22 protein-coding genes are annotated in these 24,072 nt (G+C 73.1%); 10 read left to right on the top strand and 12 right to left on the bottom strand.

Annotated elements, in window-relative coordinates:
• Positions 1–495 (bottom strand): EAL domain-containing protein (locus JUB10_RS12990; protein ID WP_207457388.1); only part of this gene is annotated, 495 nt, incomplete at its 3' end.
• Positions 496–648: 153 nt separating this feature from the next.
• Here JUB10_RS12990 and JUB10_RS12995 point away from each other — a divergent pair.
• Both JUB10_RS12995 and JUB10_RS13000 read left to right on the top strand, forming a co-directional pair.
• Positions 649–1,467 (top strand): alpha/beta fold hydrolase, encoded by an 819-nt coding sequence (locus tag JUB10_RS12995; protein WP_307859227.1) that lies wholly within the window; start codon positions 649–651, stop codon positions 1,465–1,467.
• Positions 1,464–2,783 carry a GGDEF domain-containing protein gene (locus tag JUB10_RS13000; RefSeq protein ID WP_207457390.1) on the top strand — a complete coding sequence of 440 codons (1,320 nt, stop codon included), beginning with the start codon at positions 1,464–1,466 and terminating at the stop codon, positions 2,781–2,783. Before JUB10_RS12995 ends, JUB10_RS13000 begins: the two co-directional genes overlap by 4 nt.
• 22 nt (positions 2,784–2,805) lie before the next feature.
• On the opposite strand, the gene JUB10_RS15095 is transcribed toward JUB10_RS13000, so the two are convergent.
• The 5 genes from JUB10_RS15095 to JUB10_RS13020 form a co-directional block, all read right to left on the bottom strand.
• Positions 2,806–3,735: an alpha/beta fold hydrolase gene (locus JUB10_RS15095; RefSeq protein WP_207457391.1), complete on the bottom strand. Its 930-nt coding sequence runs from the start codon at positions 3,733–3,735 to the stop codon at positions 2,806–2,808.
• Complete coding sequence (locus JUB10_RS15100; protein WP_307859228.1) at positions 3,732–4,721, bottom strand: flavin-containing monooxygenase; 990 nt, start codon at positions 4,719–4,721, stop codon at positions 3,732–3,734. Before JUB10_RS15100 ends, JUB10_RS15095 begins: the two co-directional genes overlap by 4 nt.
• On the bottom strand, positions 4,664–5,218 hold the full coding sequence (locus JUB10_RS14735) for an NAD(P)-binding protein (RefSeq protein WP_242682622.1): 555 nt from the start codon (positions 5,216–5,218) through the stop codon (positions 4,664–4,666). Before JUB10_RS14735 ends, JUB10_RS15100 begins: the two co-directional genes overlap by 58 nt.
• Positions 5,219–5,354: 136 nt before the next feature.
• Positions 5,355–7,379: a PhoX family protein gene (locus JUB10_RS13015; RefSeq protein ID WP_207457629.1), complete on the bottom strand. Its 2,025-nt coding sequence runs from the start codon at positions 7,377–7,379 to the stop codon at positions 5,355–5,357.
• A 139-nt stretch (positions 7,380–7,518) separates the two neighbouring features.
• Positions 7,519–8,187 carry an HNH endonuclease family protein gene (locus JUB10_RS13020; RefSeq protein WP_307859229.1) on the bottom strand — a complete coding sequence of 223 codons (669 nt, stop codon included), beginning with the start codon at positions 8,185–8,187 and terminating at the stop codon, positions 7,519–7,521.
• Between the two features lie 92 nt (positions 8,188–8,279).
• On the opposite strand from JUB10_RS13020, the gene JUB10_RS13025 reads away from it, so the two are divergent.
• The 4 genes from JUB10_RS13025 to JUB10_RS15105 all read left to right on the top strand — a co-directional run bounded on the left by JUB10_RS13025 (position 8,280) and on the right by JUB10_RS15105 (position 12,290).
• A complete protein-coding gene (locus tag JUB10_RS13025) occupies positions 8,280–8,870 on the top strand; it encodes a DUF1294 domain-containing protein (RefSeq protein ID WP_207457395.1) in 591 nt (196 codons plus the stop codon).
• 62 nt (positions 8,871–8,932) lie between these two features.
• Positions 8,933–9,703 (top strand): isocitrate lyase/PEP mutase family protein, encoded by a 771-nt coding sequence (locus JUB10_RS13030; RefSeq protein WP_207457397.1) that lies wholly within the window; start codon positions 8,933–8,935, stop codon positions 9,701–9,703.
• 307 nt (positions 9,704–10,010) lie between these two features.
• Positions 10,011–11,060, top strand: coding sequence for an LLM class flavin-dependent oxidoreductase (locus JUB10_RS13035; protein WP_207457399.1), 1,050 nt, complete (start codon positions 10,011–10,013; stop codon positions 11,058–11,060).
• A gap of 27 nt (positions 11,061–11,087) precedes the next feature.
• Complete coding sequence (locus tag JUB10_RS15105; RefSeq protein ID WP_207457401.1) at positions 11,088–12,290, top strand: FAD-binding protein; 1,203 nt, start codon at positions 11,088–11,090, stop codon at positions 12,288–12,290.
• Here the strand turns inward: JUB10_RS15105 and JUB10_RS13045 are convergent.
• Positions 12,287–13,246, bottom strand: coding sequence for a M56 family metallopeptidase (locus tag JUB10_RS13045; RefSeq protein WP_207457403.1), 960 nt, complete (start codon positions 13,244–13,246; stop codon positions 12,287–12,289). The genes JUB10_RS15105 and JUB10_RS13045 overlap by 4 nt on opposite strands.
• Positions 13,247–13,293: 47 nt before the next feature.
• Complete coding sequence (locus JUB10_RS13050; protein ID WP_207457405.1) at positions 13,294–13,650, bottom strand: BlaI/MecI/CopY family transcriptional regulator; 357 nt, start codon at positions 13,648–13,650, stop codon at positions 13,294–13,296.
• 198 nt (positions 13,651–13,848) lie between these two features.
• Between JUB10_RS13050 and JUB10_RS13055 the strand changes: the two genes are divergently transcribed.
• The 4 genes from JUB10_RS13055 (at position 13,849) to JUB10_RS13070 (ending at position 20,380) form a co-directional block, all read left to right on the top strand.
• A complete protein-coding gene (locus JUB10_RS13055; protein WP_207457407.1) occupies positions 13,849–15,438 on the top strand; it encodes a cytochrome ubiquinol oxidase subunit I in 1,590 nt (529 codons plus the stop codon).
• 18 nt (positions 15,439–15,456) lie between these two features.
• Positions 15,457–16,512: a cytochrome d ubiquinol oxidase subunit II gene (cydB, locus tag JUB10_RS13060; protein WP_207457409.1), complete on the top strand. Its 1,056-nt coding sequence runs from the start codon at positions 15,457–15,459 to the stop codon at positions 16,510–16,512.
• A complete protein-coding gene (cydD, locus tag JUB10_RS13065; RefSeq protein ID WP_307859230.1) occupies positions 16,509–19,910 on the top strand; it encodes a thiol reductant ABC exporter subunit CydD in 3,402 nt (1,133 codons plus the stop codon). Before cydB ends, cydD begins: the two co-directional genes overlap by 4 nt.
• A 71-nt stretch (positions 19,911–19,981) precedes the next feature.
• Complete coding sequence (locus tag JUB10_RS13070; RefSeq protein ID WP_207457411.1) at positions 19,982–20,380, top strand: ChaB family protein; 399 nt, start codon at positions 19,982–19,984, stop codon at positions 20,378–20,380.
• A gap of 39 nt (positions 20,381–20,419) precedes the next feature.
• Here the strand turns inward: JUB10_RS13070 and JUB10_RS13075 are convergent, their stop codons facing one another.
• The 4 genes from JUB10_RS13075 to JUB10_RS13090 all read right to left on the bottom strand — a co-directional run bounded on the left by JUB10_RS13075 (position 20,420) and on the right by JUB10_RS13090 (position 24,067).
• Positions 20,420–21,913 carry a hypothetical protein gene (locus tag JUB10_RS13075; protein ID WP_207457413.1) on the bottom strand — a complete coding sequence of 498 codons (1,494 nt, stop codon included), beginning with the start codon at positions 21,911–21,913 and terminating at the stop codon, positions 20,420–20,422.
• Positions 21,913–22,659 carry a TIGR03943 family putative permease subunit gene (locus tag JUB10_RS13080; RefSeq protein WP_242682624.1) on the bottom strand — a complete coding sequence of 249 codons (747 nt, stop codon included), beginning with the start codon at positions 22,657–22,659 and terminating at the stop codon, positions 21,913–21,915. Before JUB10_RS13080 ends, JUB10_RS13075 begins: the two co-directional genes overlap by 1 nt.
• A complete protein-coding gene (locus JUB10_RS13085; protein ID WP_207457415.1) occupies positions 22,652–23,689 on the bottom strand; it encodes a permease in 1,038 nt (345 codons plus the stop codon). The genes JUB10_RS13080 and JUB10_RS13085 overlap by 8 nt, the downstream gene beginning before the upstream one ends.
• Positions 23,690–23,872: 183 nt before the next feature.
• Positions 23,873–24,067 carry a DUF2795 domain-containing protein gene (locus tag JUB10_RS13090; RefSeq protein ID WP_207457417.1) on the bottom strand — a complete coding sequence of 65 codons (195 nt, stop codon included), beginning with the start codon at positions 24,065–24,067 and terminating at the stop codon, positions 23,873–23,875.
• Between the last annotated feature and the right edge of the window lie 5 nt (positions 24,068–24,072).

The raw sequence follows: 24,072 nt of genomic DNA on the forward strand, positions 1-24,072 counted from the left end.
GTCGGCGTGCCCGGTGCCGAAGTCGTCGATCGAGACGCCGAAGCCGTGCTCGACGAGCGACGCGAGGAGCTCCCGCGCCCCGTCGACCGCCGTGATGGCCTGCGACTCCGTGATCTCCACGGTGAGGCGGCCCGGATCGATGCCGGTGGACTCGACGCAGCCGAGCAGTTGTTCCCGCAGCCCGCCCGCGGCGACGCGCGACGCGGACACGTTGACCGAGACCCCGACGGGCAGGCCGGCCGCGTCCCACTCGCGCACGTGCTCGCACGCCAGCGCGAGCATCCGCCGGTCGATGTCGGCGATGAGCCCCACGCGCTCGGCCGTGGGGATGTACTCGTCGGGGAACACGAGGCCGTCGGTCGGATGCCGCCACCGGCTCAGCGCCTCGGCCGCGACGATGGCGCCGGAGTTCACTTCGATCTGAGGCTGGAAGTAGGCGAGGATCTCGCCGCGGCCCAAGCCCTCCGCGATCTGGTCTGCCGTGTAGCCCTTCACCGTCACCCCCTCGGCGGTAGCGTCTCACGCCCGCCGGGATTCGGGTACTGGCGCCGCGGCAATCCTGAGCCGGTCTCCAGGAGACGGGTTGCAGGGCCGTGCGGCGCGGAACTAGCGTGAGGGGCGCGGGCGAGCCGCGGCTGAGGAGAGATCGTGTCTACGGGTGCACTGCTTCAGAGAGTCACCGGCCGGAACAACGTCCGGGTGAGCGGCGACCCGACCGGGCGACCGGTCGTGTTCGCCCACGGTTACGGCTGCAGCCAGGCGATGTGGCGCGACGTCACCCCCGCCTTCGAGTCGGCCGGTTACCGCGTCGTCACGTTCGACCTGGTGGGCGCGGGGGACTCCGATCTCACCGAGTACGACCAGGCCAAGTACGACTCGCTTCACGGCTACGCGGATGACGTCGTGGACCTGCTCCGGGCGTTCGACCTGAGCGACGTGGTCTTCGTCGGTCACTCGGTGAGCTCGATGATCGGGGTGCTCGCCTCGATCGCCGCGCCCGAACTGTTCGGCGCGCTCGTGCTCGTCGGGCCGTCGCCGCGCTACGTCGACGACGTCGACTACCGCGGCGGGTTCCGCCGCGAGGACATCGACGCGCTGCTCGAGGCCCTCGACGCCAACCCGCTCGGCTGGTCGGAGCAGATGGCGCCCGTGATCGTCGGCAACATCGACCGGCCGGAGCTCGCCGACGAGTGGAAGACGAGTTTCTGCCGCACCGACCCGGAGATCGCGAAGCACTTCGCCCGCGTGACCTTCCTCTCCGACAACCGCCGCGACCTCGAGCTCGTCTCCGTGCCGACGCTCGTCGTGCAGTCGCAGGACGACGCGATCGCCTCGACCGACGTCGGCCGCTGGGTGCAGGAGCGGATTCCGGGCAGCGAGTTCGTCGCGCTGAACTCCACCGGTCACACCCCGAACCTGTCGTCGCCCGCCGAGCTCTCCGAGCACATCCTGCGTTTTCTGCGTTGATCGAAGAGGGCCTCGGCCGCTTCGAGCGACTGTTCCACGAGGCGCCCTGCGCCCTGTTCACGCTCGATCAGCACGGACGGATCCTCGAGGCGAATCGCACCCTCGGGGACTGGGTCGGTGCGACCGATCTCGTCGGCGTGCGCCTGGCCGACGTGCTCGTGCCGAGCAGCCGCATCCTCTACGACACGCGGGTGCTCCCCGTGCTCGCCGTCGGCGGCCGGGTCGACGAGGTCGTGCTCTCGCTCGCCTCGACGAGCGGCCCTTCGCGGCCGGTGCTGCTCACGGCGCGGGCGGGGGCGGATGCCGTGCACGGCGCCCTCATCGAAGCGACCGAGCGCACCCGCTTCGAGAGCGATCTCGTCGTCGCTCGCCGGACCGCGGAGGACTCCGCCCGGGCGCTCGACGCGCTGCGCACCTCGGCGGAGTCGTTCCTCGCGAGCAGCACCGAGGAGGAGCTGCTGCAGGCGCTCACCCAGACCTTCGTGCAGACGTTCCGTCCGTCGGAGATCGCCGTGCTCACCCCCGCCGGGGAGTCGCGCTGGCACGGCGTCGACGGAGGCGTCACCGAGGCGTGGGCTCCGCCCACGGCGCCGACGGTTCTTCCGCGGCCGGACGCGGGCACGGAGGCCGAGCGGGTGCTCGCCGTCGCGCTGCGCCGGCCAGAGCGGCTCGCCCAGGCGGTGCTCACCCCGGTCTCGGTCGAGGGCGAGACCATCGCCGTGATCGTCTGCGCGTTCCACCGCGAGCGCGAGCCCGACGAGGGAGCCCAGCGGCTCCGCGAGAGCATCGCGCAGAACGCCGGGGTCGCGCTCACCCGCATCCGGCTGCAGGGGCGCCTCGCCCGGTCTGCCCGCGAGGACCCGCTCACCGGGCTGCTCAACCGCGGGGCGCTGCACGCGCAGCTCGAGACCGCCGCGGCGTTCGGGCGCTTCGGCATCCTGTTCCTCGATCTCGACGGCTTCAAGTCGGTCAACGACGTGCACGGCCATGTGGCGGGGGACGAGGTGCTGGTGCGCACGGCGGCCCGGCTCAAGGGCGCGGTGCGCGACCGCGACGTCGTCGCGCGCTGGGGCGGCGACGAGTTCGTGGTCGTCTGCTTCGGCGTCGAGCGGAGTCAGCTGGAGGCGGTCGCGAGCCGTGTCGCGGCCGAGGTCGCGGCGCCCGCCGAGCACCCCGTTACCGCGAGCATCGGCGCGGTCGTCGTGGACGCGGAGTCGCACCCCTCGGCCGACACGCTGCTCGAACTGGCCGATGCCGCGATGTACCGCTCGAAGCAGGCGGGCGGCGCGCGGGTGACGCTCGTCGAGGCCTCCTGACGCGCAGCGTCGAGCAGAGCTGCTAGTTCTCGTGGCCCGGACACCGCGGCGCCCCGGCCCCGTCGCGGGCCGCCCCGGTGTGCTCGGCGATCAGCTCGACGAGCCGCGGGGCGAGCGTCGGCGCGAGGTGGTGACGCATCCCCGGCAGCACGACGTGACGGGCGCCGGGGATCGCCGCGGCCGTGGCCTCACCGCCGCTCGGGTGCACCATCCGGTCGCGGTCGCCGTGCACGACGAGGGTCGGCGCCGTGATCGTGCGCACCTCGGCCGTGCGGTCGCCCGACTTGCCGATCGCGCCGATCTGTCGCGCGACGCCCGCGGTGCGTTCCGCCCCGCCGCCGCGCTCCCACGCGCGCAGCGCCCACTCGCGCTCGATGCGCTCGTCGAACGGATACTCCGTCGAGCCGATGTGCCGCAGCACGCTCAGGTGACGGGCGACGAAGGCCTCGGCGGTGCGCACCGGCGGCCGGCCCATCCGCACGAGGGTCGAGTGCGCCGGGCGGCCCGTGCGCGCGGCGCCCGTGGTCGAGAAGATCGAGGTCAGCGAGCGCACGCGCGACGGTGCGCGCGCCGCGACGATCTGCGCGATCATGCCGCCCATCGACATCCCGACGAGGTCGACCGCGTCGATGCCGAGTTGATCGAGCAGCCCGATCGTGTCGTCGGCCATGTCGCCCAGGTCGTAGTCCTCGGGCCGGGCCACGGCGAGGAGCTGGCGCAGAGGACCGGGCGGCGGGGTCGCGACGTGGGTCGAGCGACCGATGTCGCGGTTGTCGAACCGGAGAACGCGGAAGCCGCGCTCGAGCAGACCGTCGATGAGCGCCTGGGGCCAGGAGGCGAGATCGAGCCCGAGGCCCGCGACGAGCAGCAGCGGTCGGGCGGACTCGTCGCCGTCGACGCGATAGCAGAGGCGGATGCCGCTCGGCAGGTCGCAGAAGCGCTCGGCGCTCACACCGTCACCCCCGTCGCACGCCGCGCCCGCTCGAAGCGCAGCACGCCGTCGTCGACGGGAGCCCGGCGCAGCAGGGCGACGTCCTCGTAGTAGTTCATCGACATCACCCAGGGCGCCCGCTCGCCCTGCTTCGGCAGCCGGTCCACGGCGCGACGCACGTAGCCGGCGCCGAAGTCGAGCAGCGGACGGGTGAGCACCGGCCCTGCCGGGCGCTCGGGCCGGCAGGCGTCGTAGCCGAGGCGGTCCATGTGCTCGAGCACGCGGGTGAAGTACGTGCAGAGCAACCCGACCTTGAGCGTCCACGAGGCGTTCGTGTACCCGATCGCGTAGGCGAAGTTCGGCACCCCGTCGAGCATCGTGCCGCGGTACGCGAGCCGCTCCGTCAGATCGACGGGCGCGCCGTCGACCGTGAGCTCGATGCCGCCGAAGGGCAGCAGCTCGAGTCCCGTCGCGGTGACGACGATGTCCGCCTCGAGTTCCTCGCCGGACTCGAGCTCGATGCCGGTCTCGGTGAAGCGGCGCACCCGGTCGGTGACGACCGACGCCGATCCCGACCGGATCGCGGCGAAGAAGTCGCCGTCGGGCACGAGGCAGAGCCGCTGGTCCCACGGGTCGTAGGGCGGGCTGAAGTGCTCGTCGACCGGGTAGCCGGCCGGCAACTGCCGCGCGTTGGTCCAGCGGATGACGCGGCGCGCCTGCTCCGGGAAGCGGCGGCAGGCCCGCCAGAGCAGGCGCTGCACCGCGATGTTCTTCTGCCGGACGAGCGGGTGCGCCCGGTCGTCGCCGAGCGCCCGGCGCAGGGCGTTCGCGATCCGGTCCTTCGCCGGGGCGCTGAGGATGTAGGTCGGGGTGCGCTGCAGCATGGTCACGTGCGCGGCATCCGTCGCGAGCGCCGGCACGAGCGTCACCGCCGTCGCGCCGCTGCCGATCACGACGACGCGGCGGCCCCGGTGGTCGAGGTCGGCCGGCCACGCCTGCGGGTGCACGATGCGTCCGCGGAACGACTCCCCGCCCTCGAAGCGCGGCGAGAAGCCCCGGTCGTAGCGGTAGTCCCGGTCGCGCCGAAGAGCCAGTTCGCGGTGAGGGCGACGCGCTCGCCCGTGTCGGTGCGTTCGACGTCGACGTGCCAGCGCGCCTCGGGGGAGTCCCACCGAGCGGCGACGACGCGGTGCGAGAAGCGGATGCGGCGGTCGATGCCGTGCTCCCGCGCGGTGTCCTGCAGGTAGGCGAGGATGCGGTCGGCGCTCGCGATCGACTCGTCCTCGCGCCACGGACGGAAATCGAAGCCGAACGTGTAGAGGTCGGAGTCGGACCGGATGCCGGGATAGCGGAAGAGATCCCAGGTGCCGCCGAGCGCCGACCGGGCCTCCAGGATCGCGTAGCTGCGCGACGTGCGGGTCTGCACGGCGTGCGCCGCCCCGATGCCGGAGATGCCCGCGCCGACGATGAGGACGTCGAGATGCTCGACGGCGGTGCTCGGCATGGTCCTCCTCGGCGTGGACGGTGGCGCCACCATCCTTCCCGAAGCGGCGACGCTCCGCCGGGGCGGGGGCCCTGCCGGGCGGGACGACGGTGGCGGGACCGCCCGAGCCCCCAGGGGCGGTCCCACCACCGACGGGCTAGCCGCGGATGACCTGCACCACGCTCGGGCGCGGGCCGCGGAAGACGCCAGGGGCGTTGGCGGGCGCGTAGTCGGGGAAGAACGAGTGCTGGGCCCCCCAGCTGCCGTCCTCGCCGGGGTGCTGCACCGACACGAAGACGGAGCCGTCGGTGTCGTGGATGACCGGACCGCAGGTCTCGGCCTCGGTCGGCACGGCGAGGAACTGCTGCACCCGGCCGCGCTCGCTGCCGGTCAGGGGCACCTTGAACAGCGCGTCGTTGAGGCCGATCGTGCTCGGGGCGCCGTCGGTCGAGATCCACAGGTTGCCCTGGGAGTCGAACGCGAGGTTGTCGGGGCAGGAGATCGGCGACACCTTGTCCTTCGGGAAGCCCGCGAAGTAGGTGTTCGCGTCGGTCGGAACGCCGCAGAGCAGCAGGATGCTCCAGCCGAACGTGCGTCCCGACTGCCCGGCCGTCTCGGTGATCTCGATCACGTGACCGTCGCGGTTGCCCGTGCGCGGGTTCGCCTCGTCCACCGGCTGGGCGGAGTTCCTGCCGCGGTTCGAGTTGTTGGTGCAGGCGACGTAGATCTTGCCGCTCGCGAGGCTGGGCTCGACGTCCTCGGGGCGGTCCATGCGGGTCGCGCCGACCTTGTCGGCGGCCAGGCGGGTGTACACGAGCACCTGGTCGATCGTCATGCCGGTCACGGCGCTCTCGCCGTTCTGCGTCAGCGGGATCCATTCGCCCGTGCCGTCGAAAGCTCCGTCGGAGGGCAGGGCGCCGGAGCCGGTGATCTCGGCCGCGGGGGAGTCGCCGCGGAACCGCGCCACGAAGAGGTCGCCCTCGGTCAGCAGCTGCATGTTCTGCCGGCGGACGCCGTGGCCGTTGCCGTTCTTGAACCGGTTCTTCGAGACGAACTTGTACAGGTAGTCGCCGCGCTCATCGTCGCCCATGTAGGCCACGACGCGACCGTCCTCGCCGACGATGACGTTCGCGCCCTCGTGCTTGAAGCGGCCGAGCGCCGTGTGCTTGCGGGGCGTCGACGTCGGGTCATCCGGGTCGATCTCGACGATCCAGCCGAAGCGGTTGGGCTCGTTGGCGTAGTCGGGGGTGCTCGCGTCGAAGCGCGGGTCCCACTTCTCCCAGCCGGTGTTGGTGCCGTTGGGAGCCGAGGCGAGCCCGTAGCGGCTGCGCTCCGGGGTCGTGGGGGCGTGGAAGTACTGGTTGAAGTTCTCCTCGCCCGAGAGGATGGTGCCCCACGGGGTGACGCCGCCGGCGCAGTTGTTGAGCGTGCCGAGCACGCGGCGACCGGTCGGGTCGCCCTTCGTCTTGAGCAGGTCCGAGCCCGCGGCGGGGCCGGTCAGCTCGAACGGGGTCTCCGCCGTGATGCGGCGGTTCACCTCGCCCTCGCGCACGTACTCCCAGCGGGCGCCGCGACCGCTGCGCTCGAGCTCGACGACGCTGAGGCCGTGCGCCATCTTGTAGATCTCCGACCGGCGGCGGAGCTCGGCGGCGTCCGTCGTGGGCGGGAACATGATCGCCGGGTTCACGTACTCGTGGTTCGCGACGAGGACTCCGCGGGTGCCCTTCGACTTCGGGTCCTCGAGGATCGCGAGGAAGTCGTTGTTGTAGCCGAACTGGCCCGCCTGCGACTCGACGGTCTGGGCGTTCACGTCGAACTCCGGCGCTCCGGGCAGGATGGGGTCGCCCCACCGGATGATCGGATCCCAGCGGTACCCGACGGGCACCGTGAAGTCGTCCACGGTGTTGGCGACGGGCGCGATCGGGGAGAACGGCAGCCCGGCGGAGGCGCCGCCCTTGGGGGCCGCCTCCGCGGCCGGAGCGGTGAGCCCGAAGGCGTCAGTCGCGAGCACGACGGCGCCGGCGGCGCCGAAGCCGAGGATCGCGCGGCGCGAGATCGCGGCGGAGGCGATGTCGCGGAAGTGGGGGTTGCCCGAGGTGTTGCACTCGGCGCCGGCGCAGGCGTTGCCGCACTTGAGCTGGCAGGTGACGGCGGAGCGCTTGCCGCGCACGTGCGCGGCCATGGGGAGCAGACGAGGGGTCTCGATGGTCACGGGTGGTGCCTTCCGTTGCGAGATGTGGTGCCGGAAGAGTCGCAAGCGCCTTCGACGACACGGCCACCACAAGGTGAACGGGAGGTGTCCCGGGATCGACCGGGCGGTGTCAGGCGGCCGGATGCCCGGGGCATCCGTCGAGCACGCGCAGCATCGCGTCGTGCTCCGGCGGGGTCACCCAGAGGTCGTACTCGGCCTTGACGGCGATCTGCCGCGCGACGTAGTCGCAGCGCACGCTGCGCAGCGGCGGCAGCCAGGTGGCGGCGTCGCCGTCGCCCTTGCCGGCGTTGACCTCGCCCGCGACCGCGAGGAGGTTCAGCGGGTCGTTCGCGAACGCGATCCGCTCGGTCTCGGAGAGCTGCTGCGCCCCCGTCTGCCATGCATTCGACAGTGACACGACGTGGTCGATCTGTACATCCGCCGACGTCTCCTCGCCGCGCACGAAGTGGATCGTGCGGCCGGTGTACGGATCGAGCAGTACGCCGGTGGCGACGCGGCAGCCGTCGACGAGCGTCTCCTCGACCAGGTCGCGGGCGAGCACGTCGTTGCGGGTGTCGCAGCCGTTCCAGTCGAGGTCGGCCCAGCCGTCGCCGAACTCCTCGCGCTCGTACCCGGTCTGCGGCGCGCGCCCCTTCACCGGGAGCGTCTCGAGCTGGGCGACCGCGGTGCCGTCCGGCACCGACGCGGGGGCGGAGGGCGAGCCGACGAGCGCCTGCACGCCGAGCACCACGACGGCGGCGAGCAGGACGACGACGAGCGCGCGCAGACGACGGGACACGGTTCTCCTTCGGGTAGAGACCTTCAAGCTTCTCCCGGGCTCCGGCGTGTCCCGGGGCAACGCCGGTGGCGTGTCGCGGCTAGCCTCGCTGCATGGCGGCGACGGTGGCCCTCGAGGGCGTGCTCGTGCGCTGGGACGACGCGCGCGGTTTCGGTTTCGTGGAGGCGCCGGGCGGCTCCGACGTCTTCGTGCACATCACGGACTTCCCGCGCGGCACCGGCCGCCCGGCCCGCGGCGACCGGGTGCAGGTCGTGGTCGCGTCCGGCCCGACGGCCCGGCGCAAGGCCGTCTCCGCCCGACTGCTCGGCGTGCGCCGGATGCCCGGCCGGCGCGGGTACCCGTCGTGGGTCGCGGTCGCGGTGATAGCGGCCTCCCTGGGGCTCGCGGCGGCGCTCGCCGCGGAGGGGCTGCTGCCGCTGTGGCTGCCGGCCCTCGCGGCCGTGATGTCGGTCGTCACGTTCGCGCTCTACGCCGCCGACAAGCGGGCCGCGGTGGAGGGGCGCTGGCGCATCCCCGAGGCCACGCTGCTGACGGCCGGGCTGCTCGGCGGCTGGCCGGGCGGCCTGCTCGCGCAGCAGCTGCTGCGCCACAAGACGCGCAAACGCTCGTTCCTCACCGTGTTCTGGCTGACCGTCGTCGTCGACGTCGCGGTCGTCGTCGGCGTCGCTTTCGGCGGGCGGTAGCAGGCGGTCACGCTCAGCGGCGCCCCAGCCAGGGGGCATCCGGGGGCCCTACGGTCGGAGCCATGACCACTGCGAGCAAGGCCGAGACCCTCAAGGCCCTCCACGAATCCGACTCCATCCTCCAGGTCGTCAACGTCTGGGACGCGATCAGCGCGAAGGTCGTCGCCGACCTGCCCGAGACGAAGGCGATCGCGACCGCGGGCCACTCGATCGCCGCGAGCCACGGCTACGCCGACGGCACGATCCCCGCCGACGTCGCGCTCGCCGCGGTGAAGCGGATCGTCGACGCGACCGACCTGCCCGTGACCGCCGACCTCGACAACGGGTACGGCACGCCGGGGGAGACGGTGCGCAAGGCGATCCAGCTCGGCGTCGTCGGCGCGAACGTGGAGGACCGCCTCGCCCCGCTCGCCGACTCGGTCGCCGCGGTGCGCGAGATCGTGCGCGCCGCCGAGGCGGAGGGCGTGGCCTTCCAGCTCAACGCCCGCACCGACGCGATCGTGCGCGGCGGCGACCGCCCGCTCGAGGAGAGCCTCGACGACGCGATCGAGCGCGGCCGGGCGTTCCTCGCCGAGGGTGCGAGTCTCGTCTTCGTGCCCGGCCCGCTCGACCGGGCGGCGACCGAGCGGCTCGTCGAGGGCCTCGGCCGCAACAAGCTCAGCGTCATCGGCCTGCCCGGCGCGCTGACCGCCGCGGAGTACGAGGAGCTCGGCGTCGCCCGCATCTCTTACGGCCCGCTGACCCAGCGCGTCGCGCTCCGCGCCCTGCAGGAGCTCGCGACCGACCTGTACTCCGGCGGCGTCATCCCCGCCGACACCCCCGCGCTCAACTAGCGGGAGGGGTGACGGATGCCGCGGCTGTCTGCGCCGCGGCATCCGTCGCCCTGCCTCGGGAACCGGGATCGGCGGGACTCATGAGTGGCGGGGGCGACACGCGGTGCCGCCTCGGCGCGTCGCGACCGTGGCTCGTGACCTTCGCCGGCACCGACCGAACTCATGAGTGGCGGGCCGACTTGCCGAGCCGGATCGGCGCGTCGCATCCCTCGCTCGTGATCTCCGCCGCGGTGGCGTGTGGAATACTCGCGACGCACCCCTGTTACATGCGGATGTATAGAACGTCGGATGCGAGGAAAGGGCGATCATGGCGCGGCATCTCGAACTCGGACTGGACACCTTCGGCGACGTCACCGTCGACGAGCAGGGCCGACGGCAGTCGTACGCCCAGGTGATCCGCGACGTCGTGGAGCAGGGGGTGCTGGCCGACGAGGTCGGCGTCGACTTCTTCGGCGTGGGGGAGCACCACCGCGACGACTACGCCGTCTCCGCCCCCGAGACCGTGCTCGCCGCCATCGCGGCCCGCACCTCGCGCATCAAGCTCGGCTCGGCCGTGACCGTGCTCTCGAGCGACGACCCCGTGCGGGTCTTCCAGCGCTTCGCGACGATCGACGCCATCTCCAACGGGCGGGCGGAGGTCATGCTCGGCCGCGGCTCGTTCACCGAGTCGTTCCCGCTGTTCGGCTTCGAGCTGAGCGACTACAACGTGCTCTTCGAGGAAAAGCTGCAGCTCTTCGCCGCCCTGCTCGAGGAGGGCCCCGTCACCTGGCAGGGCACCGTGCGCCAGGGCCTGAACGACCAGGAGGTCTACCCCAAGACCGAGGGCGGCCGAATCCGCACCTGGGTCGGCGTCGGGGGATCGCCCGAGTCCGTCGTGCGCGCCGCGTCGTACGGGCTGCCGCTGCTGCTCGCGATCATCGGCGGCGACCCCGTGCGCTTCGCCCCCTACGCCGACCTCTTCCGGCGGGCGCTCGCGCAGCTCGGCAAGGAGCCGCAGCCGATCGGCGTGCACTCGCCCGGGTTCATCGCCGAGACCGACGAGCAGGCCCGCGAGATCTTCTGGCCGCACTACGCGGAGGCGTTCGGCCGGATCGGCCGCGAGCGCGGATTCGCCGCTCCGACCCCCGAGAACTACGTGCAGGAGATCGAGCACGGCGCCCTCGTCGTCGGCTCGCCCGAGACCGTCGCGCGCAAGATCGCCCGCACCGCGACGGCGCTCGACCTCGACCGCTTCGACCTCAAGTACACGAGCGGTCCCGTGCCGCACGCGCACCTCATGACCTCGATCCGCCTCTACGGCGAGCAGGTCATCCCGCGCGTCCGCGAGCTCGTGGCCGAGGCGGCGCCGGCCGCGTAGCCTCCGCCCGCCACCTAGGCTGGCCCGGTGGAGACGAACTGGTCGGGCACCTACACGTTCACGGGGCGCATCGAGCGCCCCGACACCCTCGAGCAGGCGCAGCAGGTCGTGGCGGATGCCGCGCGGCTGCGCCCCCTCGGCACGAGGCACTCGTTCAACGAGGTGGCCGACGGCGAGGTGCTGCTCGACCTGACGGGACTCCCCGGGGAGCCCGTGCTCGACGAGGCGGCCGGCACGGTGACGTTCCCCGGCGGCTTCCGCTACGCCCGCGTCGCCACGTGGCTCGAGGAGCGCGGTTGGGCGCTGCACAACATGGGCTCGCTGCCGCACATCTCGGTCGCGGGCGCCGTCTCCACCGGCACGCATGGCTCGGGCACCGGCAACGGTTCGCTCGCGACCGCCGTGCGCGGCCTCACGTTCCTCGCGCCCGACGGGTCGCTGCGGCGCATCGAGGCGGGGGAGGAGGGCTTCCAGGGCTCCGTCGTCGCGCTCGGGGCGCTCGGGCCCGTGGCATCCGTCACCCTCGCGGTCGAGCCGAGCTACCGCGTGCGGCAGGACGTCTTCACCGACCTGTCGTGGGACGCCGTGCTCGCCGACGTCCAGGGGATCATGGGCGCCGCGTACAGCGTGAGCCTCTTCACGAAGTGGACCGACGAGTTCAGCCTGTGGCTCAAGACCCGCCTGCCCGGCGAGGTGTTCGACGCCGCCGCGCTCGGGGCGCACCCGGCGGAGCAGACCAGCCTCGCCGAGGGCGAGGACAACACCACCAAGCAGGGCGGCGTGCCCGGTGCCTGGAGCGAGCGGCTGCCGCACTTCAGGATCGACAGCACCCCCTCGAACGGCGACGAGATCCAGACCGAGTACTGGATCCCGCTCGAGCGGGCCGCCGACGCCCTGCGCGCGGTGCGCGAGCTCGGCCCTCGCCTCGCCGACGCGCTGCACATCACCGAGCTGCGCAGCGTCGCCGCCGACGAGCTCTGGCTCTCACCCGGCTACCGCCGCACGTCGCTGTGCGTGCACTTCACGTGGCAGAACAAGCCGACCGAGGTCGCGGGCCTGGTCCCCGCGGTCGAGGCCGCGCTCGCGCCGTTCGACCCGCGTCCGCACTGGGGCAAGGTGTTCGACCGGCCCGCGAGCTACGAGCGCGCCGGCGACTTCCGCGAACTCGCCCGCACGGTCGACCCGCAGGGCAAGTTCCGCAATGGTTTCCTCGAGCGAGTCGGGCTCTAGAGCGCGAGCCCGCCGATGCCTGCGACCGCGGGCGCGAGCAGCAGCACCGTCGGCACGACGAGCAGCCCCGCGGCTGCCGCGACGACCGCGCCGCGTGCGGGGAACGGCAGTGCGCGGTGCCCGCCGAGCAGGCGGCGCACCCGCGCCGTGACCTCAGCGGGCGAGGCCTGCTCGACGATGTCGTCGGGCTCGGCCGTCGGGCGCTGCTCGCCGGCGCCCGCGACGAGCGCGATCGCCGTGGCGAGGGTCTGATCCGGGACCACGCGGCGGGCGCGGTCGTCGGCGAGCATCTCCACGAGCAGCCCCACCTCGCGGCGCGCCCGCGACGCGATCGGGAACCACGGCAGCGACGCGTTCCAGGCGCGGAAGGCGAGCAGCACGAGGTGATGGCGCTGGTCGAGGTGCGCCTTCTCGTGCTCGATCACGGCGCGCAACTCGTCGGCGGAGAGCAGGTCGACGAGCCCCGCCGAGAACACGGTCAGCGAGCGCCCGGTGCCGGGCAGGCAGTACGCCACCGGGGCGGCGGTGTCCAGCATCCGGCTGCCGGGGCTGTCGGGCACGGGGGAGCTCAGTAGGTCTACGAGGCGGCGGTGCCGCTGGCGCTGACGGCGGGCGCGGTCGGCGGTGAGGGCGAGGTTCAGCAGCAGGTGCCCGCCGAGCAGCACCGCGCCCGTGAGCGCGAAGACGTGCAGCAGGCTGACGCGGTCGACGGTGTCACCCGCGGCGACCCCCGCGAGCCCGAGCAGACCGCCGACGAGGTCGTCGCCGAACGGGATCAGTCCGTAGGTCAGCAGGGCGCCGATCATCGACAGGCCTCCCGCGAGCGCGATCGACTGCCACAGCAGCAGCGCGGTCGCGGGCGCACGCGACGGCCACGACGCCGCGGAGAGCGCGAGCGGCACGGGCCACGCGAGCGCGATCGCGAGCAGCGCGAGGGCGATCGAGGCGGTCAGCATTTGCGACCATTCCTAGCGGATGCCGCTGAGCGGCGGTCCGCTTCCGCTCAGCGACCCGACAGCAGGCGGCGCAGGGTCTCGGCCTCGTCCGGGCTGACCTGGCCGACGAAGCGGGCGAGCACGGCCTCGCGGTCGCTCGCGGCTCCGAGCACCTCGTGCATGAGCTCGGCCATGTGGTCCTCGCGCGACGCGGCGGCGAAGAAGACGTGGGGGCGCGACGAGCGGTCGCGGGCGACGAAGCCCTTGTTCTCGAGGCGGGTGAGCACCGTGAGCACCGTGGTCGGCGCGAGCTTGGTGCTGCCGGCATCCGCCAGGCGCGTTTGCAGGTCGTAGGCCGAGAGCTTCTCGCCGTCGGTCCACAGGATCTCCATGACGCTGCGCTCGAGGTCGCCGAGGGTGGCCATGTCGTCTCCTTCCCGCCGAGTGGGGCATGCGGGAACGCTCCCCGCGGGGTCAATGGTAGCGCCACTTTCTACTGTGCGTAGAAAAACTTCTACACGACGTAGAAATAAGTTCTACACTGGCGTAGAAGAACTTCTACGAGAGCGTAGAAGAGCGCCGCGGCACACCGCCACGACGCGGGCTCTGGAGAGAGGAACTCCGTGGATCCCGTCGAGATCGCACGCTGGCAGTTCGGCATCACGACCGTCTATCACTTCTGGATGGTGCCGTTGACCCTCGGGCTCGGCCCGGTCGTCGCGTTCATGCAGACGATGTGGGTGCGAACGGGGCACGAGCGCTGGCTCCGGATGACGAAGTTCTGGGGCAAGCTCTACCTGATCAACTTCATCCTCGGCGTGGCCACCGGTCTCGTGCAGGAGTTCCAGTTCGGCATGGCCTGGAGCGAGTACTCCCGCTTCGTCGGCGACGTGTTCGGCGCCCCGCTCGCGATGGAGGGGCTGCTCGCCTTCTTCTTCGAGTCGACGTTCCTCGGCCTGTGGATCTTCGGCTGGAACCGGCTGCCCAAAAAGCTCCACCTCGCGACGCTCTGGATCGCCGTCGCCGGCAGCGTCGTCTCGGCGTACTTCATCATCGTCGCGAACTCGTGGATGCAGCACCCCGTCGGTGTCGAGCTCGTCGACGGCCGCCCCGTCATGACCGACATCTGGGCCGTGCTCACGAACAACACTGCGCTGGCCGCGTTCAGCCACGCGATCTTCGGCGCCCTCGGCGTCGGCGGGGGCTTCCTGCTCGGCATCGCCTGGTACCAGCTGTGGCAGCGCCGCCGCGACGGCATCGACACCGTGGATGCCGCGCGCCGCGTCGTCGTGGGCGAGAACCGCGCCATCCCCGGCCGCGACCGGGCCGACCACGACGTCTGGATCCGCTCGCTGCGGGTCGGGGCGCTCGTCGCCGTCGTCGCCTTCGGCGGCGTGGCCGTCACCGGCGACGTGCAGGGCAAGCTCATGTTCGACCAGCAGCCCATGAAGATGGCCGCAGCCGAGGGTGCGTGCGAGTCGGGCACGAGCTTCTCGGTGCTGTCGGTCGGCGAGCTCGGCTCGGGGGAGTGCGAGGACATCGAGGGCATCATCGAGATCCCCGGCATGCTCTCCTTCCTCGCGCACAGCGACTTCGACACCGAGATCCAGGGCATCAAGGACCTCGAGCCCATGTACCAGGAGCTGTACGGCGAGACCCTGCCGGTCGACCCGAAGTACGGCGAGTACTCCGGCGCGCCCATCGACTACGTGCCGAACCTCGAGATCACCTACTGGGGCTTCCGCCTCATGATCGGGTTCGGCGGTCTGGCCGCCTTCGCCGCCGCCGTCGCGCTCTGGTTGACCCGCAGGGGCACCGTGCCCGAGTCGGCGTGGATCATGCGCCTCGCCGTGCTCGGCATCCTCGCTCCGTTCGCCGCGAACTCGGCCGGGTGGATCTTCACCGAGATGGGCCGTCAGCCCTTCGTCGTCGCGCCGAACCCCAACCCCAGCGGCACCGACGGGGTGTTCATGTTCACCGCGGCCGCGGTCTCGCCCGGGGTGAGCTGGGGCGAGCTGCTGTTCAGCGTCATCTGCCTCACCGCGGTCTACGCGGCCCTCCTCGTCGTCGAGGTGCTGCTTCTCGTCAAGTACGTGCGCGGCGGCATCGCCTCCGCCATGCCCGAGCTCGCACACGGCGACGACGACGACACCCCTTCCGACGAGCCCGGCGGCGACGACCGCCGCAGCGACGTGCTCGCCTTCGCCTACTGACATCCGGGAGCGGACCAAATGACCGAGATCCTGCCCACCCTCTGGTTCGTCGCCATCGGCGCGCTGTGGGTCGGCTTCCTCCTGCTCGAGGGCTTCGACTTCGGCGTCGGGATGCACCTGCTGTTCTCGACCCGGACACCGGCTGAGCGCCGGCTCATGCTCAACACGATCGGCCCCGTCTGGGACGGCAACGAGGTGTGGCTCATCACGGCGGGCGCGGCGACGTTCGCGGCCTTCCCGTTCTGGTACGCCTCGCTGTTCTCGGCCCTCTACCTGCCGCTCGTCTTCGTGCTGCTCGGCCTGATCTTCCGTGCCGTCGCGATCGAGTACCGCGGCAAGGGGCACACCGAGCGCTGGGTGCGCGGCTGGGACCGCGCGATCGGCCTCGGCTCCCTCGTCGCCGCGTTCGGCGTCGGGGCGGCCCTCGGCCTCACCACGACGGGGCTGCCGCTCGACGCGAACGGCGACCGCGTCGGCGGGGCGTTCGCCTGGTTCAACGGCTGGGCCGTGCTCGGCGGGCTCGCCGTCGTCGGCTTCTGCCTCGTGCACGGCGCCGCGTTCCTCGCGCTCAAGACCGAGGGGCCGGTGCGCGAGCGCGCCCGCCGCTTCGTCGTGCGCTGGGCCGTGCCCGCGCTCGCGCCGCTCGTCGTCTGGGTGCTGGCGGTGCAGTTCGACGGCGGCAAGCTCTGGACGCTCTTGCCGCTCGGTGTCGCCGTCGTCGCGCTCGTCGCCGGATGGCTCGGGGCCCGGGCCGGCCGCGAGGGGCGCGCGTTCGCGGGCATCGCGACCTTCCTCGTCGCCGGCGCGCTGACCCTGTTCGGGTCGGTCTACCCGACGGTGCTGCCCTCGACGCTCGATCCCGCGTTCGACCTCACGGTCTTCAACGCCTCGAGCGGCGGGTACACCCTCGGTGTGATGAGCGTCGTCGCCCTGATCGGGCTGCCTCTGGTGCTCGCGTACCAGGCGTGGACGTACTGGGTCTTCCGCAAGCGCCTGCACGCCGACCAGATTCCCGGCGCGCACGCCGTGCTGCCGGCGGTGCTGCAGCGCAAGCTCGCCCAGGCCGAGAAGTGACCTCGACCGAGCGGCCGAGGGCTGCGCGCGGCAGGCGGATCGAGGCTCCGTCGCGTCGCGCGGCTGCCGCCCGCGGTCCGCTCGCGCCGCTCCTCGCGCTCGGGCCGCGCGGCATCCGCTCCCTCTACGTGCTGGGCCTGCTCGGCGCGCTCAAGGGCGGCGCCCTCGTCGCCCTCGCCTGGTCGCTCGCGGTCGCGATCGCCCGCCTCGTCGAGGGCGGCGACGGCTGGGCCGCCGCGATCGGCGTCGGCATCGTCGCCGCGGTCGCCCGAGGCGCCCTCGCCTGGGCGACCGAGGCGTACGCCGCGCGGGCCGCCCTGGGGGCGAAGGAGCACCTGCGCGGCGCCCTCGCCGAGCGCCTGCTCGCCGGCCCCTCGTCGCTCGGCCCGGGCGGCGCGAGCGTGCTCGCGAGCCGCGGCCTCGACGAGCTCGACACGTACTACTCCCGAGTGCTGCCCGCGATCGCGCAGGTCGCGACCGTGCCGCTCGTGGTCGGCGCGCGGATCCTGCTCGCCGACTGGGTGAGCGCCCTCATCGTCGTGCTCACCGTGCCGCTCGTGCCCGTGTTCATGGCGCTCGTCGGGCTGCACACCCGCGACCGCGTCGAGGAGTCGACGTCGGCGCTCACCCGACTCTCCGACCATCTCGTCGAGCTCGCACGCGGTCTGCCGGTGCTCGTCGGCCTCGGCCGGGTGGAGGAGCAGACGGCCGCCCTGCGGGACATCTCCGACGAGCACCGCCGGCGCACTCTCGCGACCCTCCGGCACGCGTTCCTGTCCTCGCTCGTGCTCGAGCTGATCGCCACGATCTCGGTCGCCGTGGTCGCGGTCTTCGTGGGGCTGCGGCTGCTCGGCGGCGACCTGCCGCTCGAGGTCGGACTGCTCGCGCTGCTGCTGGCGCCGGAGTGCTTCACGCCGTTCCGCGACGTGGGCGGGGCGTTCCACGCCGCGCAGGACGCGGTCGCCGCCTCGTCCCGCGTGCGCGCCGCGATCGACGAGCCCGTGCCAGCCCCGCTGTCCGCGGCCCCGGCTGCTGCGGCCTCGGCCGCGCCGGTGGCCCTCGAGGTGCGCGGGCTCGCCGTGCGCTACCCCGGCCGCGGCGTCGCCGCCGTCGAGGGGCTCGACCTCACCGCCCCCGCCGGCGCGATCACCGTGCTCGACGGACCGAGCGGGTCGGGCAAGTCGACCGTCTTAGCCGTGCTCGACGGCTCGCTCGGCGGCGAGGTCGTGACGGGCGAGCTGCGCGGCGTCGACCGCGAGCGGATGGCGGTCGTGCCGCAGCATCCGAAGACCGTCGCACCGACGGTGCGCGAGGAGCTCGCGCTCTACGGACCGGGTGGCGACGCCCTGCTCGCGCGCCTCGGACTCGCCGCCCGCGCCGACGCCGACCCCGCGGAGCTCAGCCCCGGCGAGCTCCGCCGCCTCGCCGTCGCCCGCGCCCTCGCGCGCGTGGAGGCGGGCGCGACGCTCGTGCTGCTCGACGAACCCACGGCCCACCTCGACGACAGGTCGGCCCGCGCCGTCGAGCGGGAACTCGCCGCCCTCGCCGGTCGCGCGACCGTGCTGCTCGTCTCCCACGAGCCGCGCGTGCGGGCGCTCGCGACCTCCCGGGTGCTGCTCGGCGCCGCCGCTCCGGATGCCGCCGAGTGGGGCGCCCTGCCCGAGCCGGCGCCCGCCGACGCGCTGCCTGCCGTGGAGCCCGTCCCCGCCACAGACTCGGACCAGTCCGGCCTCGCCCTGATCGCGCGCTTCCTCCGACCCGCCGCGTGGCGCTTCGTCGCGGCCGCGCTCCTCGGCAGCGCCGCCGCGACGGCGGCGGCCGCCCTGACGGCGGTCTCCGGCTGGCTCATCGTGCGCGCGAGCCAGGAGCCCGCGATCATGTACCTGCTCGTCGCGATCGTCGGCGTGCGCTTCTTCGGCATCGCCCGCGCCGTGCTCCGCTACTGCGAGCGGCTCGTCACCCACGACGCCGTGTTCGACGCGGCGACCGGGCTGCGGATGCGGCTGTGGCGCGGCCTCGCCCAGCGCGGCGCGTCCTCACGCGCGCTGCTGCGCGGCGGCAGCGCCGTGGACCTGCTCGTCGTCACCGCCGACTCGGCGCGCGACCTCGTGCCCCGCGTCGTGCTTCCGCCCGTCGTCGCCCTCGTCACCTCCACCGCGGCCGTCGCGACGGTCGCCCTGCTCCACGCCCCCGCCGTGCCGCTGCTCGTCGCGGCGCTGCTGATCGCGCTCGTCGGCGGACCGCTGCTCGCCCGTTGGGCCGACCGCCGAGCGAGCCGCGGCCGGGTCGCCCTGCGCGGCGAGATCGCCCGCCGGGTCGCCGCGCTCGCCGCCGCGGCGGACGACCTGCGCTCGAACGGCGTCACCGCGTCGGTGCGCCGGGGCCTCCGCGAGGCCGACGCCGCGGCGGGTGCCGACGCCCGCCGCGCCGCGAGCGCGCTGGGCGCGGGCTCGGGGCTCGTCGTCGCCGTGCTCTGCGCCGCCGCTGTCGCGATGCCCCTCGTGCTCGCACCCGCGGTGCGGTCGGGCGCGCTCGACCTCTCGATCGCCGCCGTGCTCGTGCTGCTGCCCCTCGGGTTGCTCGAGCCCGTGCTCGGCGGTGTCGACGCCGTGCAGCAGTACCCGGCGCTCAGGTCGGCGCTGAGTGCCGTCGCAGTCGCGGAGCCCGAGACACCCGCGGCGCCCGCGCAGGAGGCCGCCCTCGCGCCGCAGGCGGTGGAGACCCTCGAGCTCGACGACGCGGCCGCGCGCTGGCCCGGCGCTCCGGTCCCGGCGTTCGCGGGGCTCACCGCGACCGCCCGGCGCGGGCGCTGGCTCGTCGTGCACGGGCCATCCGGCAGCGGCAAGTCGACCCTGCTCACCGTGCTGCTCGGCTACCTCCCGCTCGAGCGGGGCCGCTACCTGCTCGGCGGCGTCGACGCCGCGGGGCTCGCGCCGCAGGCCCTCCGGTCGCGGGTCGCCTGGGCGCCGCAGGAGGGCTACCTCTTCGACTCGACCATCCGCGGCAACCTGCTGCTCGCCCGCAGCCGCGACGACCGCCCCGACGAGCAGGAGCTGCACCGGGTGCTGACCCTCGTCGGACTCGGCCCGCTGGTCGCGACCCTGCCCCGCGGGCTCGACACGCGCATCGGCAGCGAGGGCGCCGGCCTCTCCGGCGGCGAGCGGCAGCGCCTCGCGGTGGCCCGCACGCTGCTCACGCGCGCCGAGGTGGTGCTGCTCGACGAGCCCACCGCGCACCTCGACCTGCTCACGGCGGCCGCGCTCATGGCCGATCTCCGCACGGCGCTCGCCGACAAGATCGTCGTGCTGGTCACTCACCGCGCCGCGGACGTGCGGCCCGGCGACGCGCTGCTCGCGCTGGCCCCGGATGCCTCGGCGCCCGCCCTCCAGGCAGCCTGAGCGGGGCCTTCGCCGCCGAGTCATCCGCACGCCCGACGGGTACTGGGGGAGGAACGACGCAGGGAGGGACCATGCCCGCGAGGGACGAACTGCCGAGCACGCTGCAGCGCTCGGAGAAGCACGCGCAGGAGACCTGGATCGCGGCGCACGACTCCGCGGTCGAGACCTACGGCGAGGGCGAACGCGCCCATCGCACGGCGTTCTCGGCGCTCAAGCACTCCTACGAGAAGGTCGGTGACCACTGGGAGCCGAAGGAGGAGAAGGGCCCGTCGGACAAGGGGGCCGAGCGCAACCGCGGCGGCCGCAGCGGCGACACCGCCGGGGGAGTCGACGCGAACGCCTCGAAGGCGCACCTCCTGGACGTGGCCAAGCGCCTCGAGGTGCCCGGCCGGTCGAAGATGACGAAGGACGAGCTCGTCGAGGCGATCCAGAAGGCGAACGCGAAGGCGACGCGCAAGGCGCGGGAGTAGCGCGGGAGTAGCGGCTTTCGCGGCCGGGCTGGTGTCTGATCAGCACCAGTCCGGCGCGAAGCCCGCGATGCTGCGCGTGGCCGTACCGGTCGTGAGGTCGACGAAGATCGTCGTCATCGCCGTGTAGGCGGAGGCCTGCGGATAGCCGTCCGGCTCGCCCTCGACCGACACCGTCTCGACCGCCGCGTACTGGCCGTTCGGCGAGAGGCAGAAGTCGCGCACGGTGCTGCCGTCGGCGGCGGGGGTGATGCTGAACGGCGCCTCGCCCGTCTCGTCGACGTAGAGGAGCGCCGAGACGACCTGCCCCGAGTCCGCGAACCCGACGAGCTGCAGGAGATAGTCGCCCGCCTCGTCGACGACGAGCACGCGTCCGGTCGAGAGGGCGGGGTCGAGCTCGGGCACGGCGAGTTCGAGCGCCGACTGCTCACCGGTGGCGAGATCGACGACGAAGCCGCCGGTAGGGTCGGCGACCACGAGGTCGAGCGTGCCGGGCACGAAGCCGCGCACCTCGGCGTGGGTGCCGAGCGGCGAGGCCGCCTCGGGGGTCAGCGCGTCGACGAGCGACAGGTTGCCTTCGGCGTCGTGCAGCACGACGGACGTCGTCCCCGGCACGAGGTACCAGTCGCGCACGCCGACGGGTCCGCCGGTGCCGACGATCGGGGTGCCGAGCGCCGACTGGTCGGCCTCGTCGTAGAGCACGAGCTCGCTGGCGCCGCCCGACGCGGGGGTGAACACGAAACCGAAGACGCCCTGCTCCGACGCCGCGAGCTCGCTCACCTGGCCCTCGCCCGGCAGGGTGACCGGCAGTTCGTAGTCGTCCGCGAGCGAGACCCGGGTCACGGTCGGCGCGTCGTCGGCGTCGAGGGTCACGACGACGAAGCCGTCGGAGGTGCGGGCGTACTCCTGGATGCGGTCGGCCTCGAAGACGACCTCGCCCTCGCCGCCCGCGAGCGTCGTGCGGCGGAGCACGTCGGGGTCACCGGCCGAGCCGCGGTCGAGCACGAACAGCTCCGGATCCGGCGTGGTGAAGGTGTGCACGAGGTCGCCGGTGCGGCCCGTCGACGACGAGGTCACCCCGGCCACGCGCACCGTGTACTCCGTGTCGTAGCGGAGCAGGTCGTCGAAGGTGACCGTGACCGAGCGCTCGTCGCTCTGCACGGTGACGGATGCCGCGGGCTCGACGGTCACGTCTTCCGCGGTCACCGGGGCGATCGGCTGGTCCGTCGTGAGCAGCAGCCGTGAGCCGGCCGAGGCGATGAGCGCGTCGGTCGCGAGCTGGGCGCGGTCGAGTCGTGGCCCCTGAAGGCTGCCGGCGACGGCGAACCCGGCCGCGAGCACCGAGAGCACGAGGATGCTGCCCCAGAGCGCTCGGCTGAAGCCGCGGGAGTCCGGGCGCATGCGCTCGAGGCGCAGCTCGGTCCTCGACGGCGCGGGCGCGCTCTCCGTCCGCTCGGCTCGTCGCCGAGGCTCGGTGCGGCGGCGCGGCTCGGCGCGGCGGAAGGGCTCGTCGTCCCAGTCGTCGATCGGTGGCATCAGAAGACGTACGGCTCCGCGGGCTGCTCGGTCGTCTCGGTCGTGCTCGGCACGATCACGAGCGCCTCGCTGCTGACCACGCTCGGGTTGGTCGCGAAGGCGCCCTCGACGTCGACCCAGGTCTCGACGGGGAAATCCTCGCGCCATCCGGGCAGGTACACGGGCACACCGACGGGCTGGGCGTCGACGGCGCAGCACGTCACGACGAAGCGGGTCACGTAGAACACGTTGTCGGGGTCGGTCTCGTCGGGGGTGACGAAGCCCTTGACGGTCGCGCGCTGGCCCTCGATGCTGCCCGCGGAGGCGGGGGAGCGGAGCACGGCGGCCCAGTCCTTGACGGTGAACGCGCCGTAGTCCGCCCCGGAGAGGGTCGGGGCGTCGACCGCGAGCACGGCGTCGGACGAGTTGACGTCGCGATCGGCGGCGGAGGCGGCGGAGAGCGTCGACGGCGGCAGCGCGAGCAGCGCCACGGCCGAGGCAGCGACGAGGAGCAGCCCGCCGAGGGTCCACCAGCCGCGGCCGCGGGCGGGGAGCTCCTCCTCGTCGTGCTCGTCGGGCGCAGGCGCGAGGGCGAACGTGGCGACCGCGAGCACGCCACCGATCACCGCCATGACGACGGTGAAGACGTAGTAGCGGGGGTGGATGTAGAGCCCGAGCTGTCCCGTCGCGCCGAGCCAGACGGTGGAGACGATGCCGAGCAGCGCGAGCACGAGGCCGCGCCAGCGGGCGAGGAGCCGGCTAGCCAAGCAGGTTCACCCCCAGTCCGAGCGCGAGCGCGCAGAGCGCGACGAGTGCCGTGAGTTGCGCGAGCGTGCGGGTCGAGAAGGTCGTGCGGAGCAGCGAGAGCATCTTGACGTCGATGATCGCGCCGAAGACGAGGAACGCGACGATCGCGCCGGGCAGGAACGTCGACCCGAACGCGAGGATGAAGAACGCGTCGACGTTCGAGCAGATCGCGATGACGAACGCGAGCGCCATGAGTGCGAGCACCGACCACAGCGGGTTCGAGCCGAGGGTCACGAGCAGGTCGCGCGAGACGACGACCTGGATCAGACCGGCGATCGCGGCACCGACGAAGAGCGCCGGCAGCATCGCGCTCGTCTCGCGGGCGAAGAGGCCGAGCGCCCGGGTCATCCGCCCGCCGTGCTCGTCGGAGTGGGCCTCGTACGCGCACGTGCGCTGGAAGCGCGTGGTCAGCAGCTCCGAGGGCGACGGATGCCGCGAGAACACCCAGCCGAGCAGGTTCGCGATCGCGAAGCCGCCGGCGATGCGGGCGACGAGGATGCCGTCCTCCCAGCCGAACGCCTGGTAGGTCGTGATGATCGTGACCGGGTTGAGGATCGGCGCGGCGGCGAGGAACGTCATCGACTCGCCGACCGTGAGGCCCTTGACCATGAGTCCGCGGGCGAGCGGCACGTTGCCGCACTCGCAGACGGGCAGCACGACGCCGAGCACCGAGACGGTCGCGCGGCGTAGCCACGGCGTGCGGGGGAGCAGGCGCAGGATGACCCGTTCCGGCACCCACAGCTGCACGACGATCGCGAGCAGGATGCCGAGGAAGACGAAGGGCAGCGACTCGATCAGCACGCTGATCGCCAGCGTGATCGCGTCGCGGGCGGCATCCGCGGCGATGACCTGCTCGTCGGCCGGCGCGAGCAGGCGCACCGTGACGAGCACGGCCACGAGGGCGAGTCCGGCCACGAGCGGGCCGGGGCGGAGCAGGCGGGGCCGGGAGGTCGACGGGCGCGGAGCGACGTCGGGCTCGCGCAGGACCATGGGGGAGAGCTTAACCCGGGCGCGCTGGAGCTGGGAGCGGAGGCCATTTCTGGCCTCCGCCGCGACGCCAGCGCCGCCGCCCGTCCCGGGCGGCGGACTCGCACGTACCCGAACCCTCCGCCCACGCGGCGACCGGAGGGTCTCGATACGCCTCTGCGGCGCTACTCGACCGCCGAGGGCGCGCTACTCCTTGGAGATCGCGCTGGAGACCGCGGTCGGCGCGTCGTACTCCTGGTCGGGGAGGTTCTTCAGCGCCTCGAGCACCGTCTCGTCGGCGCCGGAGGACTCCGCGTTCTTCACGATGTCCTCCTTCGACGCCGGGTAGTCGATGCCGCCGAGGAACTTCTGCACCTGGATCGGGTTCGGGGTGTCGGCCATGGCCG

This window comes from Desertivibrio insolitus, from assembly GCF_017355965.1.
Lineage (GTDB): Bacteria > Actinomycetota > Actinomycetes > Actinomycetales > Microbacteriaceae > JAFIQW01.